25 protein-coding genes are annotated in these 20,317 nt (G+C 40.1%); 8 read left to right on the forward strand and 17 right to left on the reverse strand.

The genetic code is table 11. From position 1 onward, the window contains the following. Positions 1-145: 145 nt before the first annotated feature. Entirely contained in the window at positions 146-628 is a 483-nt protein-coding gene (locus H6G68_RS25275) for a hypothetical protein (protein WP_190909110.1), read from the reverse strand. Positions 629-678: 50 nt separating this feature from the next. On the opposite strand from H6G68_RS25275, the gene H6G68_RS27740 reads away from it, so the two are divergent. From H6G68_RS27740 to H6G68_RS25295, 5 genes are all read left to right on the forward strand, one after another. Further along, positions 679-810 (forward strand): hypothetical protein, encoded by a 132-nt coding sequence (locus tag H6G68_RS27740; protein ID WP_277925561.1) that lies wholly within the window; start codon positions 679-681, stop codon positions 808-810. 700 nt (positions 811-1,510) lie between these two features. Then, positions 1,511-2,143 carry an AAA family ATPase gene (locus tag H6G68_RS25280; protein ID WP_190909111.1) on the forward strand — a complete coding sequence of 211 codons (633 nt, stop codon included), beginning with the start codon at positions 1,511-1,513 and terminating at the stop codon, positions 2,141-2,143. After that, complete coding sequence (locus tag H6G68_RS25285; RefSeq protein ID WP_190909112.1) at positions 2,133-3,056, forward strand: ParB/RepB/Spo0J family partition protein; 924 nt, start codon at positions 2,133-2,135, stop codon at positions 3,054-3,056. The genes H6G68_RS25280 and H6G68_RS25285 overlap by 11 nt, the downstream gene beginning before the upstream one ends. Before the next feature lie 732 nt (positions 3,057-3,788). Further along, positions 3,789-4,730: a ParM/StbA family protein gene (locus tag H6G68_RS25290; protein WP_190909113.1), complete on the forward strand. Its 942-nt coding sequence runs from the start codon at positions 3,789-3,791 to the stop codon at positions 4,728-4,730. A gap of 93 nt (positions 4,731-4,823) precedes the next feature. Beyond that, the gene (locus H6G68_RS25295; protein WP_190909129.1) at positions 4,824-5,111 is read left to right on the forward strand and encodes a hypothetical protein; all 288 of its coding nucleotides are present in this window, start codon (positions 4,824-4,826) and stop codon (positions 5,109-5,111) included. Positions 5,112-5,387: 276 nt separating this feature from the next. Here H6G68_RS25295 and H6G68_RS25300 read toward each other — a convergent pair whose 3' ends face one another. The 11 genes from H6G68_RS25300 to H6G68_RS25345 all read right to left on the reverse strand — a co-directional run bounded on the left by H6G68_RS25300 (position 5,388) and on the right by H6G68_RS25345 (position 13,095). Continuing rightward, entirely contained in the window at positions 5,388-6,053 is a 666-nt protein-coding gene (locus H6G68_RS25300; RefSeq protein WP_190909114.1) for a hypothetical protein, read from the reverse strand. A gap of 177 nt (positions 6,054-6,230) precedes the next feature. Beyond that, positions 6,231-6,710 carry a hypothetical protein gene (locus H6G68_RS25305; RefSeq protein ID WP_190909115.1) on the reverse strand — a complete coding sequence of 160 codons (480 nt, stop codon included), beginning with the start codon at positions 6,708-6,710 and terminating at the stop codon, positions 6,231-6,233. A gap of 85 nt (positions 6,711-6,795) precedes the next feature. Continuing rightward, positions 6,796-7,215, reverse strand: coding sequence for an HNH endonuclease (locus tag H6G68_RS25310; RefSeq protein ID WP_190909116.1), 420 nt, complete (start codon positions 7,213-7,215; stop codon positions 6,796-6,798). Further along, positions 7,212-7,568, reverse strand: coding sequence for a hypothetical protein (locus H6G68_RS25315; RefSeq protein WP_190909117.1), 357 nt, complete (start codon positions 7,566-7,568; stop codon positions 7,212-7,214). The genes H6G68_RS25310 and H6G68_RS25315 overlap by 4 nt, the downstream gene beginning before the upstream one ends. A gap of 70 nt (positions 7,569-7,638) precedes the next feature. Continuing rightward, positions 7,639-8,706 carry a tyrosine-type recombinase/integrase gene (locus H6G68_RS25320; RefSeq protein WP_190909118.1) on the reverse strand — a complete coding sequence of 356 codons (1,068 nt, stop codon included), beginning with the start codon at positions 8,704-8,706 and terminating at the stop codon, positions 7,639-7,641. Between the two features lie 385 nt (positions 8,707-9,091). Next, positions 9,092-10,078, reverse strand: a complete 987-nt coding sequence (locus tag H6G68_RS25325) for a hypothetical protein (RefSeq protein WP_242045390.1) — start codon at positions 10,076-10,078, stop codon at positions 9,092-9,094. 89 nt (positions 10,079-10,167) lie between these two features. Then, positions 10,168-10,380 (reverse strand): hypothetical protein, encoded by a 213-nt coding sequence (locus tag H6G68_RS27445; RefSeq protein WP_242045391.1) that lies wholly within the window; start codon positions 10,378-10,380, stop codon positions 10,168-10,170. 114 nt (positions 10,381-10,494) lie between these two features. Continuing rightward, complete coding sequence (locus tag H6G68_RS27450; protein ID WP_242045392.1) at positions 10,495-10,653, reverse strand: Mu transposase C-terminal domain-containing protein; 159 nt, start codon at positions 10,651-10,653, stop codon at positions 10,495-10,497. A gap of 52 nt (positions 10,654-10,705) precedes the next feature. Continuing rightward, entirely contained in the window at positions 10,706-12,358 is a 1,653-nt protein-coding gene (locus H6G68_RS25335; RefSeq protein ID WP_190909119.1) for an ATP-binding protein, read from the reverse strand. 120 nt (positions 12,359-12,478) lie between these two features. Beyond that, positions 12,479-12,871: a type II toxin-antitoxin system VapC family toxin gene (locus H6G68_RS25340; RefSeq protein ID WP_190909120.1), complete on the reverse strand. Its 393-nt coding sequence runs from the start codon at positions 12,869-12,871 to the stop codon at positions 12,479-12,481. Then, positions 12,871-13,095, reverse strand: coding sequence for a FitA-like ribbon-helix-helix domain-containing protein (locus H6G68_RS25345; RefSeq protein ID WP_016948731.1), 225 nt, complete (start codon positions 13,093-13,095; stop codon positions 12,871-12,873). The genes H6G68_RS25340 and H6G68_RS25345 overlap by 1 nt, the downstream gene beginning before the upstream one ends. Positions 13,096-13,296: 201 nt before the next feature. On the opposite strand from H6G68_RS25345, the gene H6G68_RS25350 reads away from it, so the two are divergent. The 3 genes from H6G68_RS25350 (at position 13,297) to H6G68_RS25360 (ending at position 15,434) form a co-directional block, all read left to right on the forward strand. Then, the gene (locus H6G68_RS25350) at positions 13,297-13,929 is read left to right on the forward strand and encodes a primosomal protein (protein ID WP_190909121.1); all 633 of its coding nucleotides are present in this window, start codon (positions 13,297-13,299) and stop codon (positions 13,927-13,929) included. Positions 13,930-14,416: 487 nt separating this feature from the next. Continuing rightward, positions 14,417-14,842, forward strand: a complete 426-nt coding sequence (locus tag H6G68_RS25355; RefSeq protein WP_190909122.1) for a hypothetical protein — start codon at positions 14,417-14,419, stop codon at positions 14,840-14,842. Positions 14,843-15,044: 202 nt separating this feature from the next. Then, positions 15,045-15,434, forward strand: coding sequence for a hypothetical protein (locus tag H6G68_RS25360; protein WP_190909123.1), 390 nt, complete (start codon positions 15,045-15,047; stop codon positions 15,432-15,434). A 179-nt stretch (positions 15,435-15,613) separates the two neighbouring features. Here H6G68_RS25360 and H6G68_RS25365 read toward each other — a convergent pair whose 3' ends face one another. The 5 genes from H6G68_RS25365 to H6G68_RS25385 form a co-directional block, all read right to left on the reverse strand. Further along, positions 15,614-16,159, reverse strand: a complete 546-nt coding sequence (locus H6G68_RS25365; RefSeq protein WP_190909124.1) for a hypothetical protein — start codon at positions 16,157-16,159, stop codon at positions 15,614-15,616. Between the two features lie 33 nt (positions 16,160-16,192). Then, positions 16,193-16,975, reverse strand: coding sequence for a DUF6753 family protein (locus H6G68_RS25370; protein ID WP_190909125.1), 783 nt, complete (start codon positions 16,973-16,975; stop codon positions 16,193-16,195). A gap of 81 nt (positions 16,976-17,056) precedes the next feature. Next, positions 17,057-17,827 carry a P-loop NTPase family protein gene (locus H6G68_RS25375; RefSeq protein ID WP_190909126.1) on the reverse strand — a complete coding sequence of 257 codons (771 nt, stop codon included), beginning with the start codon at positions 17,825-17,827 and terminating at the stop codon, positions 17,057-17,059. Positions 17,828-17,878: 51 nt separating this feature from the next. Next, entirely contained in the window at positions 17,879-18,475 is a 597-nt protein-coding gene (locus H6G68_RS25380) for a hypothetical protein (protein ID WP_190909127.1), read from the reverse strand. Next, positions 18,472-19,620, reverse strand: coding sequence for a ParM/StbA family protein (locus H6G68_RS25385; RefSeq protein ID WP_190909128.1), 1,149 nt, complete (start codon positions 19,618-19,620; stop codon positions 18,472-18,474). The genes H6G68_RS25380 and H6G68_RS25385 overlap by 4 nt, the downstream gene beginning before the upstream one ends. Positions 19,621-20,317 lie beyond the last annotated feature (697 nt).

Consider the following 20,317-nt stretch of genomic DNA (forward strand, 5'->3'; position numbering starts at 1 on the left):
TATATTCAGTATTTATACTTGACTTGAAGCACGAGTTCTGAAACCCAGTCTTGGCAATACTTTCAGCCTATCTTGCCCCTGGTGACAGCTTCGCTATATCTACCCCAATAGAATAAACGCTTGCTTAGTTCTGGAACTAACGAAATTAATTAGATTTTTGTAATGAGCCGATTCTCTGTGTAATAGAATTTATTTGTCGATTATAGTTATTGATTTGAACAGCGTAGGAAGTTAAATCGGTAGCGACCTTAGCACAATATTGAAAATTTTGCTGATTTAAACAATAATTAGTTCCAACTATTCCCATACCTGCTAATAATACTTTGGTAGTTGGATCTAAATTTTGTTCTAAGATTGCAGCAATCCCTACTCCTGAAACTAATAAAGCAGCAGATGCTTTAGGATTTGTTAGCATATAAAAAACCGTCTCTGTCTGTAGATTTTCTGCTTGTATTTTGTAATCTTCCCGACGTTCCAGCAATCGTTGAATTTCGTAGTCATATTGAGCTAGTGCCATGCTTGGATGCAAGCAAGTCAGGGAAAGTGTGACACTTAATAATATCTTTTTGATGTTCATTGAAGAATTTTTAGAGGGTTTTAAAAAATTGATAACTGAAGTATTGAGCATAGTTTTGTTATCCTTTGTCTGAGGTAAATAATATTAATGTTGGCAAATACATGAATGGGCAAGTTATCTTCTCAGGAGTAGTTGACAGCGATAATTTTGATAACAAGCTTGCTGTTTCTACTTTTGATATCTATGAATTTACAGGTGGTGATAATAAGGCGATTGTCTATTTATGCGAATGACAAAATTAATGAGATATTCTGTGATCACACATCAATCAGTGACTAAACAAAATTGCTTCCCTAATTCCAGCAGTAAGACAACTATCCAAACTGCACCGTCAAGGTCACACAACGGACTTTTAAAGCACCAGTGTTTTGGTTAAAAGCACTCAAATCTAAATTCACCATCTCTGAAGCAATCTATTTGTCTATTTCTACCTGATGACTTAAATTGGTCATCCAACTTCAGACAATAGGAGAATTAATCATGTCTACAATCCTCAAAACTTCACTAACTCTTAGCTTGGCTGCATTGATTTTAACCAGCCTTTATCAGCGTCCAGCCTCTACTACTCCCTTCCCAGTGTAGAATTAGACATTAATTGAGCGGAAAATTCAGTCTAGCCAAGAAAGTTTTGGGGTTAACTCTATGTCTATTTATTGATTGGGAAGGGAATAACCCATTTCAGTTTTTGCAAAAAAATAAAAAATATTAACAATACAATTCGCACAATAGATAATACTGTAAGAACAATGCTGGCGACCTCGCGGCAATAACAAGAAGCATTAACATTATTAAATCATCGTCAATTTTTAAAGATTCAATGCGGTTAAAACCGCCCGTGTCGTAGCTGATGAGCCATGTCGATAGCGTGGCGTTAGCCATACCATCCCTCTTAGGTCTAAAGACGCACTCGTTTCCCACTTACCGCGTATTTTTATGATTATTGCCTTTACAAATCAAAAAGGTGGCGTAGGTAAATCAACTGCGGCTGTTCATCTGGCGTATTGGCTTAGTCAACGCCAAAAAACACTAATGGTTGATGCTGATGCCCAACAAAGCAGTTCCGTCTGGGCTAAATCTTTAGGTCTGATTTACCAAGTAATTCAAGACCCAGAAGATTTATTTGAAAAAATTCCTGACTTAGCTATCCAGTATTCAGCCTTAGTGATTGATGCCCCTGGTTCACTTTCTGAAACTACTAAAGCAATACTGGCTCGTTGTGATCTTGCTTTAGTTCCCTGCCAACCTTCTGGCTTAGATTTACACAGCAGTCATAAAATTTTGCGTTTTATCAAACACGCCACTGAATTGCGCTCTGGTTATCCCAAAGCTGCTTTATTTTTGAGCCGAGCCACCAAAGGTACAGTGTTAGAGAGAGAAGCCAGAGAAGCTCTCATTGCCACGGGAACCCATTTGCTGAAAGCTGCTATCTATCAAAAACAGTGCATTGCTGATGCTCCTGGTCAGGGGTGTACCGTATTTCAAATGTCAGGCAAAGCCGCAACTGAAGCTGCAACCGATTATGAGGCACTGTTTCAAGAAGCTTTGGAGGTGCTGAATGTCAAGTAAAAGGCGAGAACTCAAAGATTTTTTATATGAAAACACTGAGCCAACCAGCGATTCACCACCGCCAACAACAACGGTAGCTGTATCTGCTATTAGTCTGCCCTCTCAGCAGCCCCGGCGCTATTTTGATCCGCTCAAGATGGAGCAACTCATTCAATCCGTCAAAGAGCATGGCATTTTAGAAAACCTGCTCATTCGACCAATTTCAAGTCAACCAGGGCAGTATGAATTAGTAGCCGGAGAAAGACGCTATCGGGCAGCGCAAGCTGTGGGATTATTAGAAGTTCCTGTTACCATCCGAACATTAACTGATTCTGAAGCTTTTACCATTGCCCTAGTAGAAAATCTCCAACGGGAAGACCTTAATCCAGTAGAAGAAACAGAAGGCATTTTGCAGCTACTGTCACTGCGATTAGAATCCACTCCAAATGAAGTCACAGCTTTGCTTTATCGGATGTTGAATGATATTTCCCGATTGACTAATAACGTTATTAGTCAACCAGAAGCTGAAGCAATTAAGGCGATATTTACTGACTTAGGGCTGATGGGGTGGGAGTCTTTTGTGAGTAATCGTCTACCTTTACTAAAACTACCTATAGATATTTTAGAGGCACTGCGTTCTGGGAAAATTGAGTACACCAAGGCCAATGCCATTGCACGGGTTAAGAATGAACAGTTACGCCAAAGTTTACTAGCAGAAGCGATCGCTAGTCGGTTATCGCTAACTCAAATTAAAGAACGTATTCGTAGTCTTAATGAAACTAAACCTAGCCAGGATACCTCAAATCCTCTCAAACAGCGTATTACATCTATCTTGGGACGAGTACAAAAAACCAAGGTTTTATCCAATCCCCAAAAGCAAAAACAATTAGAAAAACTGTTATTTCAAATGGAAAATTTACTAGAAGAAGATTGATATTCGTCCGTGAGTAGCATTGGAACAGGAGTGTATGTTAAGCCAAAAATGCTTGCTGTCACTGAGTTTGAGTCGTTGCATTAAAATATAACTTTTCCTGTAATAACAATTTTTATCACAGAAAAAAACCTGAAAGCCTGAATTTACTATGAACTGGAGTTTGGACTAAATTGAATTTCATGGGCTGAAACCCTTACTAGGTAGGCACTGGAGGTTACGAATCCAAATGAGATTTCTAAAGTCTGAAACCTTTTCTCAGCTTGCGTTTGAAGCTTTAGTCGAAGAAATTAGTCCAAACTCCAGTATGAAAATGAGACCTTGAAAAAAGTATAAATTTTATTGTTATCACATGAATCAGTTGTTAACGTATATTTTGGTTCCATCGCTACTCGCACGCAATATTATACGTTCGTAAAATTACTAACTAAAATTAATTTAGGGTACACTTAGGTGTTTTCTAGGGGTTATATATACCCCAGAAAGAGATTAGAGACTTGTATTTATTTCCTTTGACCCCTATATATTACCTGCTTATAACCCGCATAGGTGTTAAATAGGGTCTATATTGCTAAAATAAAATAATTTGGGGTATATGTGGGGGTTACTTATGGGATAAATATACCCTAACGCGAAAATTGAAAATAATTAAACTTTTAGCCCCTATCTAGGGTATATATAGGAGATACTTAGGGTATTTTTGTGCCACCCTTTTTTGTATCCCACTTGACCCCCATGCCCAACATTCACGCCTTGCAAAAAATATTTCCAGCAGGATTCGATAACGGTTACGGTAGTCTGAAACTTTTCGTCGATGGATTTGAAGTCGTTCGCATCCCCAGCTATATTTCCACAGCAGAGATGGAAGATGTACCAGGAAGAATCGTTTTAGATGGTGCAGCTTACACCGTGGGAGAATCTGCTTTTCGTACAGGTTATCATTTTGACCGCAACACGGACCACAACGAAAACAAAATTAAAAATGCACTGTTGATGTTATTTGGTGGATTAGCACATCTGCCACATCGTAAAGCTTGGCATTTAAAATTAGTCGTCAGCTTACATGACATAGGACTAGCAGAAGATTTAAAACAAGAACTCAACGGAGAATATCAACCAATACTTGCGGGCAGAAAATCAGATGTCACCCTAGAAATAATCAAAGTTGTCCCAGAGGGAATGGGTGCATTGTTTGGGCATCAACTTCCACCCAAGCTCACCGTCCTAGATTTTGGTAATGGCACCACACTCTATTCTCGTTACAACCAGGGAAAGCGAGAAGTTCACACTCCCTACCCCGCAGGTGTAGAAGTTCTCATCGAAGACATTGCCGAAAAAATGAAACGTCTCAACGGGGGGAAAATCGGGAACGCCTCCCAGATTCGATTTTGTTTGGAAAGGGGACATACCAAGTACAGTCGTGACATTGACATCAAAGATATCTACACCAGTTGTTTGAAAGATTGGTATGAAAAATTCTTAAAGAAACCCGTAAGCCTGACACTAGATGCCAAACACCAGGGGGATGAAATTTGGGCGATTGGTGGAGGCTGCTTGTTACCTGGATTTAAGAAGCTATTGGAGAAGAACGGGTTCAAAATTCTGGACAATCCCGTAGAAGCTAATGCCTGTGGATTGCTAGAGATGGCAAAAGCCATGATGAACAAGAATCTGTAGCCCTCCTGAATTGACCTGACCGCCCCTGGCTTGAGCTTGAGGGGTAATGATGCGCGAATTTTGAATCAACCAATTTGAATGGGAACGAAGCCAATGACCCCGGAAAAAGTTCGGATTAAAGATAGCTACCGAGAACGTATATTTGCCGAATCACAGCAACTAGATAAAAGTTACCTAGAGACGCTTTACTTTATCATTGATTGCTATTTTGCTTTCAAAAAGGGTGCATTCCCCATGCAACAAGTAGTTACACATACCCCGGCTTTCAACCCGGTTGCTACAAACCAAAGTCAACAAGACCAGCTTTCTTCAACTCCATTACCACCGGAAAATCCCAAAGATGCTGATAGCGAAACATTCACCCTTGATTTTGATTTGTAACTGTTATGTCTTGTTGAGCCACTCCACGAACTTCTAGTTCGTGGATAACAATACCTTCTGAAACATAATTTTGTGGCTTTTGGTATAGTAACAATCTCATGAAATTAGCTAATTATCAACAATTTCTTTCATTAACATCTAAAACACTGCAACTAAAGTTGCATGAGTCAGGTTTCCGCCACGATATAAATAATGTTGGTAGTTCAATTCATTTAATTTCTTGAACTAGCAACTTTGTGGCTACCACCTTTCCCATACTATTTAGGTGTGGCTTAACTAGCGATTAATGATCCAGATATTTTGGCTGTGATAAAAATCGCCGCGTTGCTCCAAGACAAACTCACCCAGCAACAATCCCAGCCACACCTCCACCATTGGCATCTGTAACATACGTTGAAGTTTAGTTAAAGAAATTTCACCTTTGATCTGTGCAAGATAGTGAGCGATCGCACTCTGCCATTTTTGCACATCTTCATCACTAGCCAAATTATGAACATCCTCTAAACTCGTTACCTCTTCCAGCATTGCCAATACTTGCGCCTTTTCCACAGGTGCTACCATTGAATCACCTGATTCGCTAGTATGAGAAAACTGATGCGATCTATGTGGTTGAAAAGTCTGTGGTACTGGGGTTTCAATCAAATCATCCAAATCCAACTGCATCGTCGTTCGCACCAATCCAGCAAATATATCGCTACTGATAACGGGTCCATCTGGACTATTGCGATCGCGTACATCCTGTAACAGTGACTCAGCACGAAATTTGAGAATATCTGCAATTTGAGTAAAAGCCAGTGCTGCGTTTGATAACTGTGCTTCTACAGGTAAATCATGCAGTTCTGTATCCAAACAACCCCAAACTGCATCAAGTGAAGATGTTGGTGGAGATTCTGACAACTCATCCAAGATATCCCAAATTGTTAACTGACGATATTTGGTCATCTTTATCACTAAATCACAAACTTATCTGTTGAGGTTGGGTGTGGAGAAAGGCAAAGATTTTTCAATTGATTTATCGGCTATTTAGAGCTAGAAAAGTGCTGACTTACCGTCAATAAAAACATTATGTGACTAAACATATTCTGAAAATACCAAAAAATCTTCCCCACACCCGACACCCTATCCCCTAAACCCTGTCTCTGGATGTAACGGACAGGGGCGCACTGGACAATGGTTTGGGCTAATCTCAAACATATCCTTATATTGATATAGTGAGACACTATATTGTTGAGCAAAAGCCTGTAATACTTGGTCAGTATACGTGCGTATCTTACCCGCAGTTAATCCAAAACAGTGAATGGGTTCCAAGCGACAAATTGGTTTTTGTCCCAGCCACAGTTCTGCACCCAAGGCGTGTAATGGCTTATCTCCCGATTCCTTATATAGATATAGCACCGCAAAATATGTTGCAGGTGGCTCAACTGAGATCGCATCAATTTCTGCTGAATTATCCTCAGTTCTTCGGCGGTAAAAAGAACGGCGATTGTGACAAACTTTAGGATTCCAACATCCATCTCCTTCTGCACCATGTAGTACCTTAGCTTTCACAGTTGGTAACTTGCTGCATAACTGACACTTAGGGTCTAACGGCTTTGGCATACAGGAAGGGTGTAAGTAGATTTTCTCAAATAGATTCGTCATGCAGCAGAAGTATAAGATTACTCATCAGTAAAAACGGTAATTCCTATTTATTTGATTCCAATTGAGCAATTATCTTCCGCACAGGCAGATATTCCGCACGATTCACCCGCAATAACTTGACCGTCACCCGCCCAATTGCCGTTAAAGGTTGAATCATGCCGCTTTCTACATCAAACAAAAAATGCTCACCCCAATTATCCTTTCTCGGATGGTAAAGTCTCACCGTATCACCAGATTCTGGATCAATTGAAGCAATATCACTACCTTTAGCCTGATTACATAGCGAACAGGACAGTGCCAAATTTTCTGACACCGTTGCACCATCATGTTTTTCCGCAATCACATGATCAATTTGATGAGTAGCCAAAACCAACATCTCTGGAATTAAACAATACTCACAACATCCCTGAGCGCGTTCAAACACAATTTGTCGTAAATTGGTAGGAATATAAGTTTTACTCATGCACCTTGTTGTAACCTGAGTAGAGCTTGAGCCTTAGCAAGACGTACCAAATGCTCAATAAACTCATAATGTTGCCACAGACACAGATCCCTTTCATCCAAACCTTGACTACGATTTTTGTCTAAAAGAGATTCAATTTCAGCCTGAACCATAGGCGAAAGACGGAGAGCTAAAATTTCTTGAGGAGATGGTAACTTTGCCAAAAATTCTAAAACTTCAGTTAGTCCAGAAAAACCCGTCGCTGGATTAGCACTAATTTCTCGCAATCCTAAAGCCAAAATTTGGGGTAAATCTTCCTTGCGAGATTCTAAATCTCGCGCCATCTCATCAGGTATGTCTAAAGTAATTTGCATAATTTTTTGCTCTCAGTAATATAAATTATATTTGACACTCTTGAATCTACACCCCATACCCAATACCCTTTTATTCCTCTTCACCAATAGCCCGATAATAAGCAGAAATCGCCGCTTCTTGTTCGCTGCGGAGTGTATACCGTCGAAATGCTCTTTCACTTTGATGTCCCGTCAGCTTCCGAGCATGGGCAGGATCAAGACCCAAAAGTAATAAATCAGTAGCATAGGTATGACGAAAGGAGTGAGGATGCAAACCTTCTACTTCAGCAATTTCACCTATTTTTTCGATAGCAAAGTAAATCCCATGATAACTCAAGCGTTCGCCTTGATATGAAGCATGGTGTGAAATCATCAATGGACTCAGGCTAGTCAAAACCTCCCCCTGTTGTTCTCGCCATTGCAAATACTCTGTAACCACTTCCCGACTGTCTTGGCGTAACGGTACTAAGCGCGGTTCATTAGTTTTCGTATCGGGTAAAAACAGCAGCTTGCCATCAAAAGACCCAGCATTTAACTGTACAACTTCCCCAGCCCGCAGTCCATGACTGAGAATGTGAACCAGCGCCGTATCTCGTTGCTTTGTTTCTCCCAGCAATTCCAACGCTGACCATACCCGTTGCATTTGTTCTGGCGTTAAACTTTGGGCAGGTGGTAGGGGTACTTTTTCTAGTTTGATGCCTATTGTCGGATTGGTAGCAATAACATCAGGATACGTATAACACATCCACTTAAAAAAGCTTTTGAGAGCCGCAATCCCCGCATTCATGCTGCTTTTAGAAAGAGGTTTACTAGTATCAGTACGTACATCATCTCGCAAATACTCTTTGTACTGCCCAAAATGACGTGGACGCAGATCATGATAGTGCAGTTCTGTCCAAGCTAAAAACCGTTTCAGTTCGCGTTCGTAAAGCTTACGGCTGTTAGGCGCAAGGTTATTGCTGCGTAAAAATTCCTGTACCTTGACAAAACGAATATCAGTGGGTGCTGTTATCCTTTTCGGTTTTCTACTCAGTTTTGTGGAAGTATGGGCAGATGCGGCATTGTTATTCTCCAGTGGGATGAGTTTAATCGGTGGTAAAGAATCTTTTTCTAAACTGTCAGGCGATTGAGCGGATCTCAGTGACGGAGTTAATCGCATTTGATGAATACCAAATTAAATACAGCGGATTTCGCAGTTAGTGGAACTTAGGTAAAAAATACCGATAAAATACCCTCAAATGTATATCCCAAAAGACTTTGACATCGTTTCGATTGGTTTGTTGGTATATCTGAGGTACAGGCGTTTTTGGGCATTTGGTGTATTTCCCTTATCCCGCAAGAGTTTAAGGCTTATTTCTTCCTCAAAAATGTTTAAGTCCTGTTAGGAGGTACAAACTTGAATAATGAAACTCTTGTGGTGTAGGCATCCTCGGACTGAGCAGTTCGACCCTTCGGCAAGCTCAGGGCATCGCAAGCTCACTGTAAGACCTGTCGCAGTCTTGACCGCTAGATGTGTGTACTTTATAACATCGAAAGCTGCTGTATTACACACCAGCTTCGGTAAAAGCCCTATACAAAGCATCAACCAAATCTAAGAATTCTGACCATTCTGCCAGGTATGTGTAGTCCAAACTTTCTGCTTGCAACTTCATTATCCCCAAGACATCGCGCCACTGTTTTTCTGATTGACTTCCCCTACCCCACCGTAACTTCTGTAAAATTGTATCTTCTGGGGAAGCAACCCAAAACGCAGGTATGCCTTCTAAGTCAATTAGCCTGCGACGTGCCATCTGAGACACTGCAAACGGCGAAACATCAGTGATATATAAGTCTGCATTCGCAATAGTTTCGGTATGAGTGATATTCAGCATTCGTTCACTTCCTTGCTTTAAACCCTCAACCGCACCTGCGGGACAATAATATCCCGCATCTTCAAGTGTCGCCACCAACAAATCAATTTGGTCAGATTGGACTGAAATCACCAAATCTAAATCACGAGTGGAACGGGGTTCACCGTGCAGCGAAGATGCAACACCACCACTTACATAGTAAGGAATATTAGTGGACTCAAAAATTTGGTGTAATTCTGCTGCCAACGAGATTGAATCCTGAATCCACATATTTTCATCATTACCTTGGGGGTGAAAATCAAGAGAATACTTTTCTCCTAGTACAGCACGGGTAAAAACACAACGAATTTCCTCCACAGACGCGCCACGATGTCGGGATTTAATTCCTACAAGGCAAAGTTTCTTCACTCCACGATCATGAACAACCAACATTTCTAAGCGTTGTTTAAGCGAAAGTTGTCGTAGGCGAGCAAATAGATATTTATCTGCCTCAATGTTCGTATCACTTGCCTGTGGCTGGTAATTCGGTTTTGAAGAAGAGGTAAGGGAACTCTTAGGGGGGAGCAAGGGGGATAATTCAGATGGAGATTCGACTGGAGATTCGACTCCACCTGTTGTCCTAACTTCCCCCTGCGTCTTCGTTGAACCTCTTCCTGCAATTAAATCGGCGTTTGCTCCCATACAACTTCTAACCTCCGAATGAACCGTATGGCCTCATAAAAATCATATAACAAAAGGGGAGTAAATACAAAATAAGTAACTCTTATCTTTTATCCGACAAAATCTCCGATTAATACCCCATCTCCCCTCACACACCATTTCTTGTTGTGACTTCCTATATGGGATAAATCTAGCGAGCGTGTATGGCAGTTTTCTCTGTATCCCACGATGGGTAAAGTTTGAACGTCTCGCAAACGTTGCTCCCGTAAAACTTCCTCTGCTTCAGCAGTTGATAGAAATTCAGCTAAAAAGTTAGCTCTCACTGTTAATTGTTTGTCATGGTTAGAGTTACAAAAGCGTAACTCAGCAGTCGCCAGCCAAATTTGTTTTTCTGAGCGTCCTTTGAAAATTGCATAATATTCACTGATGCATTTAACCTATTGACCACGGATATAGGCATAAGTGATTCCAACATCAAATGGGTCATATCTGGCTTCTACATCAGTTTTCTGGATTAAAGGGTCACGAAAGGCAGAATTCCAGTAGTGAATGCCCCGTATTTGTATCTCTTTATCGTTGGCTCTTGGTCTTGGCATACACAGGCGTAAGTCCTAATAATTATGCCTTATTAAAATTATGCTCCGTAGCTCACTCGAATAACTCCCGATGCTGATAAGCAAACGGTGAAACATCCTCGCTTGACACAGGTTGAGCATAAATAGCCTGATTGCGAATAGCCTGCATTTGTTCTGATTCTCGCTCCATTGCTGGAGTAAAGAGCGATCGCTGTTTTAACAAATCCTCAAACTCAATTTGTCCTGGTCTACCTTGAGCAAAAGCATTCTCAGCACAACGACGCACAGCATTACCAATTTCGGCTGGAGTGCAAATCCTATACTCAGCCAACAGCCTTCGCCATTGCTCATCACTCCAAGATGAATCATTACCTGAAAAAGCTGAAAAATACTTAGCTAAATGTAAATTGAAAACTTCATATCTTGCCCCCTCATGGGGTAAATCTACAAAAAACACATCATCAAAACGACGCACTAATTCCGCAGGTAACATTTCTAGGCGGTTGATAGTGGCAATCGTATAAACAGGTTCTTGGTGTTCCTGCATCCAAGTTAACAATCCCGCAGACAACCGCCGGGCAACACCTCCATCTGCATTCGAGTCCCAGCCAGCAAAACCCTTATCAAAATCATCCCAGTACAGAACACAGGGAGCAAGGGATGTTACCAAAGCGATAAACTCCTTTAACGCTCGATCAGGATGAGTGCTACCCAATAGTACACCCCAATTAGCGGCTAACAGTGGCAATCCCATTTTCTTAGCTGCTAACTTAGCCGATAAACTTTTACCTGTCCCCGGTGGTCCCCATAACAGCATTCCCGTGGGAAACTTCAAATTATATTTTTGTGCTTCTGGTTGTAGTAAACAGGTAATAGTTTCTAACCGTTTTGAGAGTAAATCTAAACCTCCATCTGAAGGTATATCAGGTTGGGAAATATACTCTAAACCCCGTCCCTTTAATTTGTTAACTTTATGATCTAGAACTAATTGGGCGATATCCTCAAGCTGCTCTGCAAAACCTAAACCTTGCTTTAGTAGCATCCTTATCTCACCTACAGGCAAACCCTGACAAGCACGAATAAGCTTTTGCATTGTTTGGTTTCTTGAAACTTGAAAATTGGCATTACTCCCCTTGAAACTTAAAACTGTGTTTGATGAAGGATAAAGATTATCTAAAACCGAATGTGTATCTAAAAGTGTATCTAAAACCAAATGCGAACAACAATCACAAAACTGCTGTACAATCAGTTGTACCTGCTGTTGGTCTGGCAGTGGATAAGACAGCACCGGAATAAAAGGCTGTAATTCTAAAGGTAGTTGAACGTAAGTTTCCAGTAATACCCAGTAAATATCCTGCTGACTCCACAAAGCTTGATGATAAGCATTCAGCAGTTGATAACTCAGTTTTTGACTAATTTTGCTACCTTCATCTTGCTGTAGCATCCCTTCCAATAAATAAATACCTGGTTGATAGTCTGTCAAAAGATACTCAAGAATATCCTGGTTTTTACCTCTGTCAGTTGGCTGTAAAATATACTGACCTTGATGCTGAATTAATTGCTGTAGTTCACAGTAACCGGGATTCCAAAGAAAAACTGACAAAGACCGTTCCTCACCCCAATGATAAAACTGCTGTAAAATCTGCATTCTGTCAGGGGTATGATATTCCACAGCCACAATTGCCGTATTTTGGTTAGCTAAGGCAGGCCAGTCTGTCAATTTCATGAATTTGATGTGAATGACTTACTTTCCCCTTGTAGAACAAAGTCATTACCAATGCCTTTGCCTTATGGACAATTATTACTAACCAATGGGCTATGTTTATTACCTGAATAACAGCAATATCTATTCCAGTAATAGAACCCTATCACCAAACTTAGCCGCCAGTTTCTGATCATAAGTCAACACCTGAGTATCAGATTGAATTGCTGCTGCCACGAATAACGTATCGTAGAACGAATGATTTGCCTGGACTGCTAGTTTTAAAGCAACATCTCGAATTTGAGAACTGGAAATCATGACATCAACCAATGCCTCAGCATCTTGCATTGTATCTAATCCCATTTGCAATGGTAATTGTCGAAATTGTATCCATTGCCAAATTACATTGCCCAACTCGGCAAACAACGAATCAGGAACCACAATCTGATCTACACTTTCTAAAGCAGCGAGCGCCTGTTCATACTTATTCTCTACGTGCAAGAGGGCATAGGCGAAAACCATCGTATCAATTACCATCAAGGTCGTCCTTCTGATTTCCAAGACTGCACCCGAATTTCTGCTTCCATAGGTAATACCTCCGCCCGTTGACGAATACGAGCAAGCACTTCATCCCTTTGCCCATAACGTTTTTGCAACAAATCGCGGACTTCTTGCTCCATCGAAACCCCCTTTTGTGCCGCCAAGCGTTTAATGCGCTCAAGCAACTCATCAGATATATTACGAATCGTAATTGTTGCCATACTGCCTCCTTTGCTAGTGCTGGTCTACTACCAGATCATTACCTAAATGATAGCACTTTGCTGGCATTCGAGTAGTTTAAATGGTTGTGACAGCAAAGATAGATTTGAAATTTCAATCATGAAATTGGAAATAAATGGAGATGAAAGCCGCGATTGCGGCAAGGAGGTGAAAAATTCACCTTCTTAAAGGAGGAAAGTGAAATGGCAATCGCCAAAACTCGTGCTAATAACAATACTCGCAACACAGCTAACGGTAAAGTATCAACGAAAACAAATAACACAGCTACCACAACTAAATCTAAGGTAGTAAAGGCTTCACCACAACAGGAAGCATTAGCATTATTGAAAGAATTGCGGAATTTAATCTTCAAAGAATATGGGATTAAATTACAGCTTCGGGACTCAAGAATTTCTACTAAAGTCGGTCATGCAGCCCGTGAAAAACTCGGACTTGATATTGCCGCTCAAGTCAAAAAGAAAGGCGGTAATAAAAAGTTTGATTGGCAGAAATGGAACACCAAATTATTTCCTAAATTATTTGGACAACCAGATACACTCCAATATGCACCAGAAGTAGTTGCTATTTTCATGAGTATGCTGTACGACACAATCAGCAAAGACCCGGAGCAAGCAATAGCTGATTTAGTCGAATTCAACCGGGCATCACTAGAACGTCGCAACTCATTCCAAGAACAAGAAGAGGAAGAACTGGATGATTTAGATAACGAACTTGACGAGGACTTGGACGAAGATGAGGATGATGACGATGAACTCGATGAGGACTTGGATGAAGATGACGATTTAGATGAAGATGATGAGGACGATGACGAGTAATTGATTCTCAACAAGTAACAGAATTACAACTACAAATAACCATGTATTGCTACCAACAATACAGGTTATTTTTTATGGAGTTTCAACAAAATAATCCAGAAAAATCGGAATTATCACTTTTTATAATATCTCAAACAATTTTTTGAATTTATAAATTGTCATTGTCTAAATGCGGAATTAATTAGAAGCTAAAACTATAGCAATCCTATTTGAGTTGAGAAATTATCAGTTCAGTGATGGAAGGGAACAGGGGACAGAAGTGTTCATGAATCATTTAGGATTGCTATATCTAAATTTTGTTCAAAAGCACAAAGATTTATCCCATGAGCCATAACTTGTCATCCCCCAAGTTATGCTCACAGCAATGCCTATAAAAAACTAAATCTAGTAAAACTTTGGAAAGAAGCAACGAATGGAAATTTCAGCGAATTGCATCTTTCGATGCGGTTTCTATGAGAAAAACAGAAAATATCAAGGAGTAATTCTCATGCTGAAGACTCGCAAAGCCACTAAAACAGCCTCTAAAACTAAAAAACACATTCCAGCTTTAGAGCGAGTAATTACTTATCAGGAAAAAGTCCACTTGATGGTAATTGAGGTATTACGGGAAGAATCGGGGAGAGAATTAGCAGCTACCGCCCGATTTAATGAACAAGAGTTTGATTGGGAAAAACATAACACACAGTTTCGTAACGATTATCTGAACACACCATTGAAAGAATTGGTGAATTATGCCCGCAAACTTTACGGCTTGAATAATCTGGATGAAATTCGAGATAGACGTGCTGCTCATAAAGCTGCTCGCTCTAAACGCATGGAGGGATTTAATGGTTTAAGTAATAACTCAGATGATTGGATAGATGACGATTTTGAACAGGATGAAGATGACGAAGATTTAGAGGTTGAAGATTAATTATTATGCCCCGAATTATCTGAATCGGGGCATTTTATTTGAGCGCTTAGCTAATACAACAAACAGAATTGAAGACAATAATTGCAACTATAATTGCAACTGAATTTTAGCAATCAAAAAGTGAATCTTAATTCAGAAGGCATCTGTCGATGCTATCTATGCGAGATACAAGTAAGTAATTCGTTAATCAAAGGACAATGCGATGAAACGTATTCAGCAACAAACTAAAGTTTTAGAAAAAGCGATGGAATATCAAGGTAAGGAAAATCCAATTAAACGGAAACGTAATCAACAAGAAACCAAAGCTTTGGAAAAAGTAATGGGATATCAAGATAAAGTACGATTAATGGTACTCGAAGTTTTGCGAGAGGAAAGTGGACGAGAACTCGCTGCTAAAGCAAGGTTTAATCAAGAAGAATTTGATTGGAACGAACACAATGCAGAGTTTCGCCAGGACTATGCTGATACTCCCATTAATGAACTGCTAGCTTATGCTAAACGTTTTTATGGATTAAAGGATTTGGATGCAGTGCGCGAGCGACGCAAAGCTCACAAACAACAACGTGCAGCTAGATTTGCTGAAGCATCTTAAGTATCTACTGGTGAAACCAGTAGCCAAAGAGGCAAGGGGAAGCGGTTATTTCCTCTCACCGTTGATCTGAGCAAAGGGGCGACCATCTGCGCCCTTTCCTCTTATTCAAGTGGTTTAAGTGGGGTAGCTTTTTTGCCCACCCACCCTTACCCGTAAAAACTCGTTATCTGGCTGAAAAATTACTTTTTTTTCACAGGTAACGGTTTGCAACCAACCCCACCAAACGTGGTAATTGTTGGACTAGAAAACCGACTATTCATTAAACTGAAAATTTCTTGGTTGGACAGTTGAGTTTTGTTCAGTTCAATTGTTGGTTTCTTTCCTGCTTTATTCACATAAATCAGGAGATCCGCCCAATAAAACTGCTGCTGGGAAGGTAGAGAATATTCAGGATAACAGCCTTTAGAGCTAATTGCTAATTTATGATCTACAGCAGACATTGATCCCAGAGGAATACCAGTCTGAACCAATTTAGCTTCTTCTACTGGTCCCCACAAACGCAGATTGTGCTTGATACAGCGTTTCCCCTCTTTAACCGGGGCAATGATATTCCCACATACGTTTACCGCAACATCATACATTGGTGGATGATTAGGTACAGAGGGAGTCTGTGCTTTGGCTATATTGCTTTCACTTTTTCCACTTATATCCACAGTATTAGGGGTACAAGCTGCTAGGATTATTCCTATTACTAATAGCCAAGTTGCACGAAGTTTGTAGCTCATCTTTTATTTCACTCCTATTTCACAATTAAACAACTAATTTTTTGATTGAGAGACAAACTTGCGTTGATTAGGAGGTTGTATCCAAAGAGTACAAAAACCTGATACTGCTTTTCTGCTGCTTGATCCCATTTGCAGTGTCACTCCCAAGCGTTTCACTTCCTTAGTACAAGCCAATTGACCAGCATTATCTCGACTCAATAAATCTCGATTCCATTCCATGAAATTGCGAGCAAACTTACCTTCATTAGTAGTTGCCCATTCCAAAGCATTAGCTTCTTGTTGAGTCAGTTGGCGTGAACCAGTTGGGTCTAAATTGCTTGATTGATACCAAAGCATTGCACCTATACCCAGAATTCCACCCACTGTTGCGGTAATCAATAAGAGTATTTCAGCGGCAATTAATGATGGAACTGAATGAATGGCACGCTCAAATTCTGTATGCTTAATTAATGTCGTGACTGCGTGAGCGATCGCTTTCTGCTGTCCTTTGACTGCTGCTTTTTCGTAGTTTTGCAAATGGTCATAAAGCTGCGTTTGCCACTGGTCAAACATTGTCTCCATTTCTTGAGGACTGTCTTCTAACAATACTTGTAGTCTGCCAGTAGCAATCATCATTAGAAATGCTGGATCATCGGGGTCAAGTCCAGTTTGAACAACTATTTCCCAAACCCTAGCTTTAAAAGCATCATCCTTACCACGAATGGCTAAATCTAGTAAAGTAGGGTAAGGAATTCGGCTTAAACCTTTACCTCTAGCTGCTACTGAATCCAAAAAATCATCATCTAAATCGAGTTCTTCAGGGTGATAATTCTTCATAGGATAACTCGGTAATTAGGAAACGAGCGAGTCTATGACTAGAGCCACACTCCGCTATTAGATTGAAGAGTGTCAAATAGGTTATTTCTTTGTAGCAACTTTGCCATTAGTATTAGCACCATCAGCTTTTTCTGAGGGTGGAGTAATTGAAGCTGCTGGTAGATTCCAAATTTTAGCTTTTTCAATTTCCTCACAAGCTTTTTTGAGAAAACTATGCAGTCTCTGCTTACCTAATATTCCTAATTCTCCATAATCTTTAGCCTGAGAAAAATTTATGCGATGGGCATCAAGGAGATCCCGTTCTCGATAGCTAAACTTGGGAAAGTCAATGACGGCTACTTTATAAGCCTTAATTAAATCCTGTAAATCTTCACGTCCATCTATGTGTTTCCAATCATCGCATAAACCAAAGTTACGGACAAATATATGTTTAATATTTTTTTCAAATCTTTGAAGAGATTGCATAAATAACTGCACACTGTCATATCCTCCACTACAAACAAACCATTTATTTATCTTGACTTTATTTTTGCCAGTGATTTCTAGAATTTGATTACGCTCAATCCAATCAGTTACTGCTGGGTAGACTTGAGCAGGTAAATTGACAATTACAGAAGTTGTCAGAGCCAAATTAAAGATTTCATCAGCTTCATAAGCTTTGCGCTCTGATTCACTAAAAATGGCTGTTTTATGATTGTCTGGGTAAAATGCACCTACATCTGGATTACTTTGGTCAGCTTCCACCAATTCATAAAGTAATTTATTGTCAATGCAGTATTGCACCATGACTCTGGCAAACAAAGACTTACCAACACCACCTTTTTCACCATCAATGAAGTGAATTGTAGCCATCTTATTCTCTCCTTTGTGATTGAATTAATTTAATTTGGCATCAATAAATGCTTAAATATCTGCAAACATATCCTCAGATTCATCATAAAAAGATCCTTTGCCTGGAATAAAAGAATCGGAATCAATGCGATTATTTGGCTGATTACTATTAACTTGAATTTTGCTGCTTTCATGATCATTTATACTGGAATTACTAGCATCTAAATTGAACATAGCAGCCAAGTTTTGAGGATTAGCAATCGCACCCAGAGGTACAGGCAAAACATCAGTTGATTTATGTGATAATCCTAATTCCATTCGCAAATAAGCCAAATGTTGCTCCAAGGCATGACAACAAATCAAACCAACCCGATATACTTCTTGATCACTAATACCTGCTTGTGCTTTGTATGCTAACGGCAACCAGCACATTCTTAATGCCTGCAACACCATCTCTTTGCTAGAACGCGCTCCATCTCCCTGTTGCAAATATGTGATTAACAGCCCATCTACTGTATTTGAGTAAGGACGATAGTGAAATTTGAAATCTTTACGATATCTGTCATTTTCATTACTATCAATACCTTTAGACCGTTTGCTACTACTGTTTTGTTTGTTGTGATGTCCATTATTGCCATTATTTTGAGGCTGTTTTTTATTTGTCGTCATGCTACTTTCTCCTGATGCATTCTAAACCGCATAAACAAACCAAAAGCATCAATTAACCTAAAGGACAATGCTTCTTGCTCTCGGAAATTGTGGTAATAATCATTACTGGCATTTTTAAATGCTTCTTGTACCTGTTGCTGTAAATCATTACCCCAGTAAGTCTGAATGCTTTCAAAACAATCCTGTAACTCTTGCTCTAAGTACAAAGCTGCGCCACCACTCAAAATCACTTCGTTGACGGCAGGTAAAGTTGATTCCAGCCAATCGTAAAGCCTAGACCAATACTCAGCTTTAGCAGTCGCAATGGCATTAACAATCATCTGCAACTCATAATCAATATTTTTTGCATCTCTGCTTTTAACCAAAGCGCGAATTGCTTGGTTGTCTGTTGTAATATCTGAACCTGCTGCATAAATGGCAGCAGTTAAAGCAGTGGCATCTTGTCCAGAGGTGCGTTCAATTACCCGCTTTACCATTTGGTGAAAGCCCAGCCCATTGGTGTAACCCGCTGTCATCTTCCCTCGTTCAAATAAGAGTAGACTGGTATTGCGATGCCCAAACATCAGCACGGCAATGCTTTGGGAGTTGAACCATTCTTTACCATTCTGGCGTTGACGAATCATCGCTAATCCCGCACCTTCAGGTAGACACTCGAATCGTTCTAGTTTTACCCGCAACCTTTGACCCCGAAATTTAAAATCTTTGAGTGCCACTCGTAACTGTTCTTCAAAGGCTTGACGATTTTGATATTCCCCATAGGGTAGTAGTGAAGTAAGCGATAGTGAAAATCTGTTGGGCAGTTTATTGTGTTGAGCGATCGCACCAACAACCGCCAAAGCTTTGTCAATTGAAGTTTCGTACTTGAGTTTATCTAGTCTGGCAGATGCTGAAAACTGACGTGCCAGAAATCCAACTACCGTACATTGTGTATCACCGTCTGCTGTACAAGATACCCAGGCTTCATCTAATGGGTTAGGAGATTCAAGACCCTTGCGACTTGACATATAAGCGTCAATCGAACTTTGCGGCAACCTTAGCATTTCTGGTTCCATTGTCATCAAACATGGTTGGCCTTCAGTTGCTAGTTCGTAAACTATTTTGGTCAAGGAAGCACCAGGGTCAAAACTGACTATCAAGTTTGACATTGATTCTGGTTTAGCTAACAACTTCCTTTTAAGTTAAGTGCAAATAAAAATCATGCCTATCTACCTACTGACTATTTTTATCCAGCAAATTTTATCCAGTTGGTTATTTTTTTTCATAGCCGTTGATCAAGTCTTTACTTTTTTGCTCAAGATTTCGATTCCAAAAATGTGCCACTGAACTACCACCAAACCACCAGATAACAACTACTGAGCTACCATGTTACCGCCAAACAACAACCGTTGAACCGCCATTCAACCACCACTCAGTATGATTAGTATAATGATTTATTGTTAATAAAAAGGCTTATTGACAATAAATGTGCCAAGAAACCACCAAGGAACTACCAACATACAACCATCTAATAGCACTGATGTTTTTGATTAGAGTATCCCAAAAAAACCTTTAGGGCATAGCAAGCCATGTCGCAATGTGCATCTCTAGGATGCAAAAATTTTGTACTTTTCAGGGAAGCAGCGACAGACTTGCCCTCCTTTCACGGTTCCCCTACCTCAGTAGGTTAACCACCGTGACGGAGGGGAGGATGATACGAAAAAAATCAAAACTCATAGGACTTGTCTTCACTCTCAATAGACATCTCCGGAAATAGCTAAAGTGTTACTGCCACTGCTTTTAAAAGTGAGATGCCCCAATGCAAAGGTAGCTGGCTGGTACGCTAAAATAAGCGTTAGAGATGCC

The organism is Anabaena catenula FACHB-362 (genome assembly GCF_014698735.1).
Classification (GTDB): Bacteria; Cyanobacteriota; Cyanobacteriia; order Cyanobacteriales; family Nostocaceae; genus Anabaena; species Anabaena variabilis_A.

Bases quoted from the DNA above. Each gene is read 5' to 3' on its own strand.
- H6G68_RS25275 (WP_190909110.1), bottom strand. From the start codon at position 628: ATGCTCAATACTTCAGTTATCAATTTTTTAAAACCCTCTAAAAATTCT.
- H6G68_RS27740 (WP_277925561.1), top strand. From the start codon at position 679: ATGAATGGGCAAGTTATCTTCTCAGGAGTAGTTGACAGCGATAATTTT.
- H6G68_RS25280 (WP_190909111.1), top strand. From the start codon at position 1,511: ATGATTATTGCCTTTACAAATCAAAAAGGTGGCGTAGGTAAATCAACT.
- H6G68_RS25285 (WP_190909112.1), top strand. From the start codon at position 2,133: ATGTCAAGTAAAAGGCGAGAACTCAAAGATTTTTTATATGAAAACACT.
- H6G68_RS25290 (WP_190909113.1), top strand. From the start codon at position 3,789: ATGCCCAACATTCACGCCTTGCAAAAAATATTTCCAGCAGGATTCGAT.
- H6G68_RS25295 (WP_190909129.1), top strand. From the start codon at position 4,824: ATGACCCCGGAAAAAGTTCGGATTAAAGATAGCTACCGAGAACGTATA.
- H6G68_RS25300 (WP_190909114.1), bottom strand. From the start codon at position 6,053: ATGACCAAATATCGTCAGTTAACAATTTGGGATATCTTGGATGAGTTG.
- H6G68_RS25305 (WP_190909115.1), bottom strand. From the start codon at position 6,710: ATGCCAAAGCCGTTAGACCCTAAGTGTCAGTTATGCAGCAAGTTACCA.
- H6G68_RS25310 (WP_190909116.1), bottom strand. From the start codon at position 7,215: ATGAGTAAAACTTATATTCCTACCAATTTACGACAAATTGTGTTTGAA.
- H6G68_RS25315 (WP_190909117.1), bottom strand. From the start codon at position 7,568: ATGCAAATTACTTTAGACATACCTGATGAGATGGCGCGAGATTTAGAA.
- H6G68_RS25320 (WP_190909118.1), bottom strand. From the start codon at position 8,706: ATGCGATTAACTCCGTCACTGAGATCCGCTCAATCGCCTGACAGTTTA.
- H6G68_RS25325 (WP_242045390.1), bottom strand. From the start codon at position 10,078: ATGGGAGCAAACGCCGATTTAATTGCAGGAAGAGGTTCAACGAAGACG.
- H6G68_RS27450 (WP_242045392.1), bottom strand. From the start codon at position 10,653: ATGCCAAGACCAAGAGCCAACGATAAAGAGATACAAATACGGGGCATT.
- H6G68_RS25335 (WP_190909119.1), bottom strand. From the start codon at position 12,358: ATGAAATTGACAGACTGGCCTGCCTTAGCTAACCAAAATACGGCAATT.
- H6G68_RS25340 (WP_190909120.1), bottom strand. From the start codon at position 12,871: ATGGTAATTGATACGATGGTTTTCGCCTATGCCCTCTTGCACGTAGAG.
- H6G68_RS25345 (WP_016948731.1), bottom strand. From the start codon at position 13,095: ATGGCAACAATTACGATTCGTAATATATCTGATGAGTTGCTTGAGCGC.
- H6G68_RS25350 (WP_190909121.1), top strand. From the start codon at position 13,297: ATGGCAATCGCCAAAACTCGTGCTAATAACAATACTCGCAACACAGCT.
- H6G68_RS25355 (WP_190909122.1), top strand. From the start codon at position 14,417: ATGCTGAAGACTCGCAAAGCCACTAAAACAGCCTCTAAAACTAAAAAA.
- H6G68_RS25360 (WP_190909123.1), top strand. From the start codon at position 15,045: ATGAAACGTATTCAGCAACAAACTAAAGTTTTAGAAAAAGCGATGGAA.
- H6G68_RS25365 (WP_190909124.1), bottom strand. From the start codon at position 16,159: ATGAGCTACAAACTTCGTGCAACTTGGCTATTAGTAATAGGAATAATC.
- H6G68_RS25370 (WP_190909125.1), bottom strand. From the start codon at position 16,975: ATGAAGAATTATCACCCTGAAGAACTCGATTTAGATGATGATTTTTTG.
- H6G68_RS25375 (WP_190909126.1), bottom strand. From the start codon at position 17,827: ATGGCTACAATTCACTTCATTGATGGTGAAAAAGGTGGTGTTGGTAAG.
- H6G68_RS25380 (WP_190909127.1), bottom strand. From the start codon at position 18,475: ATGACGACAAATAAAAAACAGCCTCAAAATAATGGCAATAATGGACAT.
- H6G68_RS25385 (WP_190909128.1), bottom strand. From the start codon at position 19,620: ATGTCAAACTTGATAGTCAGTTTTGACCCTGGTGCTTCCTTGACCAAA.